This is a genomic window from uncultured Methanobrevibacter sp. (assembly GCF_902774605.1).
Classification (GTDB): Archaea; Methanobacteriota; Methanobacteria; order Methanobacteriales; family Methanobacteriaceae; genus Methanocatella.
In genome coordinates this window covers 1-11,144 of sequence record NZ_CACYJE010000059.1, presented here as the reverse complement: position 1 = coordinate 11,144, position 11,144 = coordinate 1, and the positions used below count along the sequence as shown (strand labels likewise).

General features: G+C 38.1%; 12 protein-coding genes. 7 read left to right on the top strand and 5 right to left on the bottom strand.

Annotation, left to right across the window (positions count from 1 at the left end; genetic code table 11):
* Positions 1-158 precede the first annotated feature (158 nt).
* Entirely contained in the window at positions 159-842 is a 684-nt protein-coding gene (locus QZU77_RS09240; protein WP_295603375.1) for a hypothetical protein, read from the top strand.
* A 29-nt stretch (positions 843-871) separates the two neighbouring features.
* On the opposite strand, the gene QZU77_RS09235 is transcribed toward QZU77_RS09240, so the two are convergent.
* Both QZU77_RS09235 and QZU77_RS09230 read right to left on the bottom strand, forming a co-directional pair.
* Positions 872-1,138: a transcriptional regulator gene (locus QZU77_RS09235; protein ID WP_295603373.1), complete on the bottom strand. Its 267-nt coding sequence runs from the start codon at positions 1,136-1,138 to the stop codon at positions 872-874.
* 160 nt (positions 1,139-1,298) lie between these two features.
* Positions 1,299-2,114 (bottom strand): hypothetical protein, encoded by an 816-nt coding sequence (locus QZU77_RS09230; protein ID WP_295603371.1) that lies wholly within the window; start codon positions 2,112-2,114, stop codon positions 1,299-1,301.
* Positions 2,115-2,229: 115 nt separating this feature from the next.
* Here QZU77_RS09230 and QZU77_RS09225 point away from each other — a divergent pair, with 115 nt between their 5' ends.
* The 3 genes from QZU77_RS09225 to QZU77_RS09215 all read left to right on the top strand — a co-directional run bounded on the left by QZU77_RS09225 (position 2,230) and on the right by QZU77_RS09215 (position 4,899).
* A complete protein-coding gene (locus QZU77_RS09225; RefSeq protein ID WP_295603369.1) occupies positions 2,230-3,684 on the top strand; it encodes an NAD(P)/FAD-dependent oxidoreductase in 1,455 nt (484 codons plus the stop codon).
* Positions 3,685-3,704: 20 nt separating this feature from the next.
* On the top strand, positions 3,705-4,439 hold the full coding sequence (locus QZU77_RS09220) for a hypothetical protein (protein WP_295603367.1): 735 nt from the start codon (positions 3,705-3,707) through the stop codon (positions 4,437-4,439).
* A gap of 100 nt (positions 4,440-4,539) precedes the next feature.
* The gene (locus QZU77_RS09215; protein ID WP_295603366.1) at positions 4,540-4,899 is read left to right on the top strand and encodes a MarR family winged helix-turn-helix transcriptional regulator; all 360 of its coding nucleotides are present in this window, start codon (positions 4,540-4,542) and stop codon (positions 4,897-4,899) included.
* Positions 4,900-5,206: 307 nt separating this feature from the next.
* On the opposite strand, the gene QZU77_RS09210 is transcribed toward QZU77_RS09215, so the two are convergent.
* Entirely contained in the window at positions 5,207-6,247 is a 1,041-nt protein-coding gene (locus QZU77_RS09210) for an acyltransferase (protein WP_295603364.1), read from the bottom strand.
* Positions 6,248-6,250: 3 nt separating this feature from the next.
* Positions 6,251-7,213 carry a PLP-dependent cysteine synthase family protein gene (locus QZU77_RS09205; protein WP_295603362.1) on the bottom strand — a complete coding sequence of 321 codons (963 nt, stop codon included), beginning with the start codon at positions 7,211-7,213 and terminating at the stop codon, positions 6,251-6,253.
* 319 nt (positions 7,214-7,532) lie between these two features.
* Here QZU77_RS09205 and QZU77_RS09200 point away from each other — a divergent pair, with 319 nt between their 5' ends.
* From QZU77_RS09200 to QZU77_RS09190, 3 genes are all read left to right on the top strand, one after another.
* Positions 7,533-8,528 carry an alpha/beta fold hydrolase gene (locus QZU77_RS09200; protein WP_295603360.1) on the top strand — a complete coding sequence of 332 codons (996 nt, stop codon included), beginning with the start codon at positions 7,533-7,535 and terminating at the stop codon, positions 8,526-8,528.
* 419 nt (positions 8,529-8,947) lie between these two features.
* A complete protein-coding gene (locus tag QZU77_RS09195) occupies positions 8,948-9,793 on the top strand; it encodes a pyridoxamine kinase (RefSeq protein WP_295603357.1) in 846 nt (281 codons plus the stop codon).
* A gap of 60 nt (positions 9,794-9,853) precedes the next feature.
* Entirely contained in the window at positions 9,854-10,831 is a 978-nt protein-coding gene (locus QZU77_RS09190; RefSeq protein WP_295603355.1) for a hypothetical protein, read from the top strand.
* 3 nt (positions 10,832-10,834) lie between these two features.
* Here QZU77_RS09190 and QZU77_RS09185 read toward each other — a convergent pair.
* Positions 10,835-11,144: MFS transporter (locus tag QZU77_RS09185; RefSeq protein ID WP_295603353.1), on the bottom strand; the 310-nt coding region annotated here is incomplete at its 5' end.

Genomic DNA, 11,144 nt, shown 5'->3' with positions numbered 1-11,144 from the left:
TATTGACCTTATTTTAAAAATTACAAAAAATTCTATTGTATTTTTACAAACACCACTCAATTACCATGATAAAATTAAAAAACAATGAAAATTAGAAGGGATTTGAATTAAAAAAATTCAGACCCCTAAAAAGATTAACTAAAAACAGGGTGGTTGACTTGAAAAGAAACGTTAAAATCCTATTGATAATTGTTTGCATTATTGTCATTGGGGGAGTCATCATGCTTGAAACCCCTCATGTCAACGACATTAAATACGAGACACTGGGCAACACCAGCATAGGCACTGTTGAGGTCGGCATTTCCGGCAATGAAAACGCCACAAAATGCATTGCACTCATCACTGGAATTCATCCGAGGGAAGTATTGTCCATTGAGCCTGAAATACAGGCCGCCCGTGAGTATGGAAATGATGATGTGAAGATACTGCATTATAAGGTTACTGTAACCGACAATCCGCAGGATTACAGTGAAGGCAGGGCAAATGGTGAAAGCCTGGTTCATGACTATGTCAATCCTCATGTTACAAGCTCGGATGCGGATGCAGTCGTCATTAGTCATTCTCATGTTCCGGAGTATGGAGAATGGTTCTATCTGGCTACTCCTGAAATGGATAATGCCTCCGTTGAAATAGCAAGGAGCATAGAGTCAAGCAGTGATTTCAACTATTATCCGGTAACTGGCAATGAGACTTACAAGTCAACATCTGCGGTTCTGGTTTCAAAGCCTATTGCACAGGCGGGTTATCCTACATTCGTTTATGAGATTCCTGAGGACATCAGCGAGGGCGACTCTACCGGTAAAACTAAGGAATTGTTTGACTTGATTGCAAGGAACCTATGATTTTTTTAAAAATAAGAAAATTAGGAAGATTAAATATATTCAAGTATTTGGAGTCCTAATTCAGTGTTCTTGTATAATCTTCCCTTTTTTGCTTCTTCATTTAAGCAAACAACTAAATTTTTTTCTTTCAAATCTTTCAGTACATTGGATACATGATTGGTTCTAAGTCCAATATCTTCTGCGATAACAGATGGTATCTTGATATTTTCTCCAATACTTTTCAGAATGTTTGTTCTGTATTCTGAGGCCATCACATATCCTACGATTTTGTAAATATCCTCATTAGTGCTTTCCATATATTTATTATTAGTCTAATTGTATATATAATAGGTATGTACATTTATGGCATATTTATATACAATTTATTCAGTAATCTATGTAAAATAACATTTTTATATATAAAATTATAAACATATTCATAAAATTTAAACTTTTTTTTAAAAATATTCATAAAATTCAAAAAAGAGTCAACTTGGTTAAGACATATTCTCCCAAATGTATAAATAAAATGGTACCCCTTGAATTTTCATCAATCATTTCCCTCAATTCACTGGCGCTTTTAACATTATCTATTAAAGTATATGAACTGTTTGCAACATAACCGATTATTTTATTATCAAACATTACTGCAATAGCATCAGGGTCATGCTCATTGTCATCATCCCTGACCAAATCGACGGTCATTCCAGGCTCAGGCGTGAAATTGTAAAAACCGCAACCTGTAATGACGAATAATGTATCATTCGTGTTTTCAAGATAATCGAGTTGCCTTTCAAATTCCTTCAATCGATCAAACTCCTTATGGGCCATAAGATAGTTTTTATGTGATTCGGCAAGCTCCTCCAAACCCTCAAGAATCTCAGCCTTCAAAAAATAGTATTCGCTTGCATCCTCGCTTTCCGGCAATGTTTCGAGGGCATTATTGATTAGCTGAAGAGCCTTGTCATTGTTGCCTTCAGGAAAAAAGGTAACCTTGGCCCAGTCATATAAAGCATTTGCCTTGTTCAATTGGATTTCACTTGAATCCTCAACACCCAATGACTTGTCAAAGCATTCGACTGCCTCTTCATGCCTTCCAAGATTATTTAGTATTATTCCCTTGAGGTTCCAGTTGGTGCAATCGTCATCACTTTTAAGCACTTGTTCTATTTCAACCAGCGCCTCCTCAAAGCGCTTCTCATTTATAAGATGGTCTATCCTGGGAGTGTTGGACACCTTGAATTTCGCCTGATGGGCATCATCATCCGAATCAATGTAGAGATAGTCCTTCATTGTTTAATAGTTAAAAGACACTAGCTTATAAATGTTGCTCCAAAAGGGATTAAAAATTTATATTGTTTTAAACAAAATTATTAATAATTTTAATAGGAACAGAGGTTTAATTATTATGGATTATGATGTAATTTATATAGGAAGCGGCAATGCCGCATGGCAAGGAGGTAGGTTTTTAAGAAAAGCAGGGCTTAAAATATTGATTGTTGAGGAAAGCCTGTACGGAGGAACCTGTGCAAACAGGGGATGCAACTCCAAGGCACTTTTAGATGCACCATATGAGATAAAGGCGTTGGCGGATAACTTTGAGGGCGTTGGCAAGGCAGGTGACTTTGAAGTGGACTGGCCTAGCCTGATGAAGTTCAAAAGGAAAAGAATAGCCAACATGGCACCATTCCTTGACGGCAAATTCGAGGAATACGACCTTGATGTCGCCCATGGCAAGGGAGTCATAGTGGATGAGCACACAGTCAAGGTCGGCGATGAAACATACACCACCGATAAGATCGTCATAGCCACAGGATTAAAGCCAGTCATCCCAGACATTCCCGGCAGGGAGTACCTGCATGACAGCACTGATTTCCTTGACATTTCAGAGCTTCCAAATCATGCAATCATCATAGGTGCAGGTTTTGTCGGCATGGAATTCGCATCAATACTTGCAGAGGCCGGACTGACTGCGGATGTCATCATTAGAGGAAACATGGCCTTGAAGTACTTCCACCAGCCATACGTCCAGAAGGTCATTGAGATTTTAAAGGAGAAAAACATCACATTCCACTTTAACGAAACAGTAACTGAACTAATCAAGGATGATAGTGTGGTCATTGATGACCCCGAGGCCAGGGTCTTGAATGTTGAAAAGGCATTGAACAGCGATGATGACTTGCGCGATCCTGACGCCAAGATAGACAACAGGGCATATGAAAACAGGTTCACAGTGAAATGTGAAAGCGGACTGACATTGACTGGGGATTATGTCATAGCCGCCATGGGTCGTGAAGCCAATGTTGAGGATATCGGCCTTGAAAACGTCGGTTTGACCTACACCAGTAAGGGTATTAAAGTAAATGGGCATCTGCAGACCAGTGTGCCTAATATTTACGCAGTGGGAGATGTGGCTGACACTGGAATTGCAAAGCTTGTGACTGTGGCCATACACCAGTCAAAATACCTTGCAAAGGAATTGCTGGGCGAGGCAGATGAGATAACATATCCGGTTGTTCCGGCAGTCGCATACACCATTCCGCGCATAGCAACAGTTGGCGTGCCTGCTTATGTTGCAGAGAAAAGCGATGAGTATGATGTTCACCAGATACGCTATGGAAACTCATACTCCCTTGAGCTTAAGAATGACACAACCGCCGAGGCCAAGGTCATTGTCGATAAGGACTTGCAGATTGTCGGCGCTGAAATATATGCTGCCGATGCTGAAAACGTGGCTAACATGTTCGCTTTCATCATAAACAAGAAGATAACTCTTGAGGAATTGGATTACATGATTTATGCATTCCCTTCAAGCAGTTCAGTGTGCCTGTACAAGCTGCATAACATACATTACGACTTATGAGAATATTCTGGTGATGAGTGATGCTTAAGAGGGAGAAGATAATAATTGCATGCTTATTGATTATAATCTTGATATTCAGCGTGCTCATCATCAACTATAGTTTTTTAAGCGATTCTGGTCAACAGCATTCCAATGGAACTGTTCGCGAAACCCTTGCAAACAGCAGTGATGATCCTGGAAGTGTTGAGATCATAAGAAACATTGGAAATCCTGATTCACAGGTTAAAATAGCTTACGTTGTCGGAGTTCATCCATTGGAGCATCTGACTCATGAAACCCTGGTGAATCTTTTGCCTAACATGAGTAACCTAAATTATGCCTATGATTTGTATATAATTAATGTTACTGAGGGAGTGGGTTATTATGGCGATGGCCTGGACAATTATGAAAATCCTGGAAGGCAGAACGGGCAGAACCTTGCCTATAAATACGTTTATCCTGAAATAGTCAATGGAGATTATGATTTGGCCATTGATGTTCACTCAAATATCGGAGCGTATGACTACAAGACATTTGTTTTCAGTCCGGTTAAGGAGGGATTGGGGGTCAGGTATGCCGATGAGGTGGCTAATGGCTGTGAAAACATCACATATTACAGTCCGGATTCAACCACCAGCGGACCGTTTCTGACAGTGCCGTTGAATGAGCATGGCGTTCCGGCATTCTATTTTGAGGAGTACAGTTTTGCGCCTCAGAACGTTAAGGACACCCATATGCTTGAGTTGATTGGTGCGGTGGATAATTTAAGTTTTTAGGTGATATTTATGGCTGATTTGAATTTTGATGATGAGAGGATTAGTTTCACTCCAATTATATTGTATATTGATTTATATTAACTTGCTTCATAATGATTACTTGAAAAGGGCATATGATGATTTGAATCCTACTGATTTGACTTATCTGATTAACATTTTCTATCATCAGAATTGTTCACAGAGGGATTTGGCGGACTTGCTGTTTGTTTCAGAGTCAAATGTTGCCCAGATTATCAAGAGATTGGAGAGAAATGAGTATATTACACGTACTCCTGATGAGAGAAACAAGAGTCGCAAGATTATCAACTTGACCGTTAAGGGCAAGAACACTGTTTTCATGATTATTAAAAACATGTATGAGTGGGAAGCGGAATTCTTTAAGGATTACTCCAGTGAGGATGTTGGGAAGTTTAAAAGGATGCTTTATGAGTATTCCCAAAAGACAATCAATTCGTCCTAAAATTTTATATATTACGCTTTACAGAATTTAATAGATAGCGATACAGGAATCCTAATATCAGAATTTCAGAAATAGTGAAAAGCAATAATGTCAGCAATGGTTAAGTGATTTAAAAAAATAGTAAGGTGAATAAATGTTATTGGTACATTTATTCTGATTCTTCTTCTTTTTGTTTTTCTTTTAGGTTTTCAATTCCTATAATCATAATTTTTGCCTCCATTATTTTGATTAGAATTGTTCCTCAAAGTATATTCAATATGATATTTGTCTACATCATATATAAATTTTTAGGCATACCTAAAAATATTTAGTGTGTTCCTGAAAACCTGTTTATAAATGGAATCCTGTCCAAAACAAACAAGACGGCCAAACTGACAATTAAAGTGGTGCTGAAAAGCAGGAGGATTTCAACAAAGGAATTGTAATGATGAATATAAGCTAAAAAATTTACCTTGATAATGTCGATGATGAGATAGTGAACCAGATAAATCCCAAAGCTGTACTTGCTGATTAATGTAATGATTTCACCTAACCTGCTCTTGGATATCCTTTCCATCATGCCTGTCCTGTCCGAATACTTGAAGAATATGAAAACGTTAACGGATAATATCAACAGCAATGGGGTGAAATAGCCCAAGCATATTAATCTTCCGCTGAGCTGTGACCTTGGAACGACAAAACCTAAAATATAATAAAAGTACAGTGCAACAGAAACCGCCAATCCCAACAAGGCTAAATGCTTTCCATTAACCCTTGAGCCTACAAGGTCATGATGAGCAATGAAGTATCCGATAATGATATAGACTATGAATGAGGCAAAATAGACTATTCTGTCAGGATAAGGGCTGAAACCCAACTTGACAATAATGAAATAAGCCAAGGATAAAACAGTCAAAACATAAATGATGGACTCTCCTGTACGGTTGATAAGCTTGTTGATGATGAAGATGCCCAGATACATTAACATGATCATCCAAACAAACCAGAATGTAACTCCCAGACCGCCGGAATGACCGAAGATTATGTTGCAGATGTTGGAAAAGGTGTAGTTGTGTGAGTATATGATGTAAACCAATGCCCAGAACAGGAATGGAACCAGCAACCTTGACAGCCTCTTTTTGAAGAATGCCTTAAAGGATTCATTGCGATTCAACAATAATGCTCCGCTGAGCATTACAAAAACTGGAATTGAAAAGTCTCTAAGGCAATTGAAAAAAGCAACACTGTAAAAATCAGCATTGTCCACTCCGAAAGTTAAGAAGAATACGGATGCATGGCAAAATACAATCCCCATAATGGCCATTGCACGCAATGCATCAAAATAGAATACTCGTTTGTTATGGTTCATGGTTTAGTCAATTATTTCAAAGTCAATGAGCCTGACCTTATTTGACAATAATTCAGGATCATCATCAACAGCTTCGGATAGTTTGGTGGTAATGTACTTCTTGTTGTCATCAGCAAAAACTGTAGCCACTGTCAAGTCATCATCATTCACCAGCACTCCTGCCAGAAAGTTTGCTCCGCTGGATATTCCGATGCCCAAGCCAAATTCACGGGCGATTCTTTTAGACATGTTTATCGCATCCAAATCATCGATTAGGACAATGTCATCAATCAGGTCTTCATCAACAATTCCAGGGATGAAGTCGTCACCGATTCCCTCTATCATGTGGCTTCCTTCTGACATTCCCATCTTAAGGATTGATAATGTGGATGGCTCAAGGGCGAAGACTTTGGAGTCGGGGTTATTGTCCTTTAGTTTCATTCCGATGCCCATCAGTGTCCCCCCTGTTCCGATACCTGAAACGAATGCATTGACACTAGGCAGTGAGTCGATTATTTCCTGACCGGTGGTGGAGTATTGGGCTTCGAGATTTAGGACATTATCGAATTGGAGAGGTCTGAAGGAATTGTTTTTATGGGCAAATTCCTCTGCAAGTTCTAGAGCCTTTTTAAACCCTCCTTCCTCTTTGGAGACTAGATGAACATGGGCGCCGTACATTTCAATGAGCTTTCTTCTTTCAAGGGACACCCAATCGGGCATGAAGATGTGGACGTCATGGCCGTAGTAGGCGCCGATTGCACTGAATGAGATTCCGGTGTTTCCGCTTGTGACTTCAACTATGCTTTGGCCGTCTACTAAATCACCGTTTTGTCTTGCTTGTTCTATGATGTGCAATGCTATGCGGTCTTTAATGCTTCCTGAATAGTTGTAGTATTCAAGCTTTGTGTAAATGCAATCAGTTTTTCCTTCAAACTCATAATTGATTTTTATCATTGGTGTGTTTCCAATCAGTTTCCCTATGCTCATAATAATCTAATCCAATTCGATAATCTAATATTATAATTTATATCGGTCAATTATAATATACTTTTTGAACTTGATGCCTATAATTTGTGGGATGGGGGCTTTTCTCAAATTATATGGGATACAAAAATATGTAATATATTTTAGACACCTGGTTAATCTTGTTTTCATGATTATTGATTTAACTGTTGCTCATTTCAAGACTTATAAGATTTCATGATTATGTTCTTTTGTTTATTTTTTAAAAACTGGTATTTTGCAATAATGATTGTTTAATTTAAATTTAAATATGATAAATTATTAAAATATTATTAGATGACATATGATACCTACAAACATTAGTCCTCAAAAAAACCTAGTTGTCCTTGAATCATTTGAACTGGAATATGGCAAGGTTCTTGAAGACATCCCTGTAGAGTATTCTACTTCAGGAGTTCCCAAATATGATAATGAAGGTAATATCACCAATGCGATAGTGTTCTGCCAGACACGTGAGAGGGAGTTCTCCATCCTGCAGGGGTCACATAAGTACCTGAAAAGCAAGGGCAATTTCAACATTGATGATTTCTTTTTCATCATAATATCATCCCTTGGCGTTCCTGGATCATTTTCGCCGTCCACTTCCGGTTTGAAAAGCGATTTTCCACAATACAGCATTAAGGATATGGTTAATTTCAAAAGGCAATTCCTAATGGAGAATTTCAAGATCGAAAAGATTTTCGGAATTATCGGTGAGGAGAATGGTGGTTATGAGGTATATACCTGGGCGTGTGAATATCCGGATGACATGAAGTTCATAATGCTTTTCAACAGTGATTATAAAATTTCAGGATATCGATTCGTCATTTCCAAGGGTCTTGAAGCCATAATCGAATCCAATGATGATTATTACAGCAATCCTTATAGCACTTCCCTGACAAATGTCATGGTTGCCATTAATACAATAATGTATGCACAGTTTTTTTCTGAAAAAACATTGAACAACTTGGCAAATTATGAAATCGAGGCATTGCTTGATGATTTTGTGGATGAGGGATTGTCATTTGACATTTATGATTTGAATTTCAGGAACAGTGCGTTCCTTAATTATGACAATACCGACAAGTTGGCCAACATCAAGGCCAAGACATTGGTCATCTATTCGGATGACAGCATTTACTTCAACCAGCCTGTCGATGAGAACGTGTTGAGGGACAATATTTCAGATTTGAAGATTTTGTCCTATAAGTCCCAAAAGGAGAATTATTATGATGAGGAGGACTACTCCCTTATAGGGGAGGAGGTCATCTCATTTTTAAATGAATGTTTCGATATTTAATGATCATTTTCAATATCATTATTTTGATTTTCCATTTAATTTAAATGAGGTTTAAGATTTTTAAAATGATTAAATGCATGCCTCTCTTTAATTTTATGCATTAGGGTTTCTAATTCTTATTTCATGTTCACGCTCATGGATAGCAATCTATAATTTTTCCTATTTCTTTTGACTTTATTGGAGTAGAGGCAGGTCTCTCAATTGGATTGATTTTTTTTAACGTGGTTTTTACGATTGATGTTACTACTCATAGATGTACATTTAAGTGCTATAAATCTTTATATAATGCATTGCATAAAGTATAAATGCAGAGTTGAAGCGATTATTCTGTAAAAATTTTCTGACAAATTAAAATAAGAAAAACGCCTTAAATATTACATGTTTAAGGAAAGTATAAAAAATTGATTCAGGTTAAAAAAATGAATGAAGACATAAAAATATTAACAATACAGGACATTTCCTGTTTTGGGCAATGTTCAATAACAGTAGCTCTACCAGTAATTTCCGCTTTTGGAATAGAAACAGCAGTACTTCCATCAGCAGTATTGTCCACACACACATCAGGATTCACCAATTACACGGTTAGAGATTTAACAGAAGACCTCCCTGCAATCAGGAAACATTGGGAAAGCGAGGAAATATTCTTTGATGCAATCTACACAGGATTCATCGCATCAGCAGAACAGCTGGATTACATTAAGGACATTATAGACTCAAGGCTGAAACCCGATGGATTGGTTTTCGTTGATCCTGCAATGGCCGATTTCGGTGAATTCTACAACGGTTTTGACCAGGAATTTGCAGATAAGATGGGTGAATTATGCAAATTGGGAGATTATATCCTGCCGAACACCACTGAAGCATGCTACCTATTGCACAAGCCATGGAAGGAACACTTTTCAAAAGAAGAGATGCAGGAAATGGCGGGGGAACTTTCAGAATTCACAAAAAAACATGTTATCCTAAAGGGATATGAGGATGAAAATCACCAATGCGGAATGATTGTTCTTGATAAGGAAGATGAAACCACCGAAATAGTGTACAATGACAGGGTGGATTACGTTTCCCACGGAACGGGGGATGTTTTCGCCTCAAGCTTTGTCGGATCAGTAATGGTTGGCAAGTCACCAACACAAGCCGCTAAAGTGGCCGGTGAATTCACCAAAAAGGCAATTGAAAAAACCATTGGCGATGAGAACCATACCTATGGGGTCAAGTTCGAAAAAGCCATACCTGAATTGTATGATTTGCTGAAATCATATTAATTCTTCTTATTTTTTTCCCATTAACTTTAATAATCACTTTAAATAAACCTATAATTAGCTATGTTTGACGATAGAGAAAAGTTTTCCTTGATATACGATGGCAATGTGCCGAAGGATTATGACAGGTCCCAATTGCAGTACACCTTCGATTTCATTTATCTTGTTTTAAAGCGTGACGCCAGCATCGATGGTGCCATAAGGGGTGTGGCCAATGAGTATGGCTTGTCTGAGGATTACCTGAAGGATTATCTTGTTGAAAACAAGTACATTTTAAACAGGACCAATAAGAACCTCATAAACGAGCAGCTGAAGCAGTACAACACCAAGGCATTGAAAAAGCTTCTAAAAAAGCATGGCCTTAAGGCTTCAGGAAAAAGGAAACGCATAGAGGAAAGGATAATTGAAAGCAATCTGATAGGCAGTGAGTATTACCTCTCCTCAAAGTCAAGAGTCTTCTATAAGAACAAGAAAAGAAGAATTCGCATTTTCAATGATTGCCTGTCCGATTACTATTACTTCAATGAGTTCAATGACTATTACATGGACAATTATCGAAAAAAGGAAGCTAAAATACCAATAGAATACATTAAAAAGCATATCGAAAAGGCAATAGAGGACAAGAACCATAAAAACTACACCTATAACACTCAGGTGATGATAGAGCATTACCATGATAAGGAGAATTACCGCAAGATGCTGGAGTATGTGCTTAAGAACTATTGCATGAACCTCAACCCAATATGGAGAATTGATGATTTGAAAAACCATGGCGGCTTTCACATAAGCATCTGCAATTACCTGATACTGTTGCAGGAGAAATTAAGCAAGAACATCATCATCTCGAATTATTACCTTGTATGGGATTCCTTCAACTTCGACAGGATAATCGTTCCCAAGTATGAGGGCTACAGGATATTGAAGGACATCCTGCACCTGAAGGACTATTATAAAATCATCAAAGACTTGAACAGTCGCTTCTATGACAATGATGATTTGAAAATCAAGAAAATCACCCAGAAAACACTGTTCGACTTTTAAGCCCTATTGGTTTTCTTTCATTGTTTTGATTTGCTCGTCACGACTCTTCAGCTTGAATGTGAATAGGAATGCGATGAACGCCACTATCGATGCAATAATTAGGCTGATTTCATAACCCCATATTCCTGAAAATGATGCAATCACACCACCGATCAGAGCGCCTCCTATCAGTTGACCGGCACTTGAAAGCATATTCACTATTGCCTGGCCCGCACCCCTTTCGGTTGGCTTGGCTTCGCTTAAAACAATGTATCTCAATGGTGCGCCGATGATTGTGACAAGTCCGATTCCGATTATAAAACCTGCAATGATG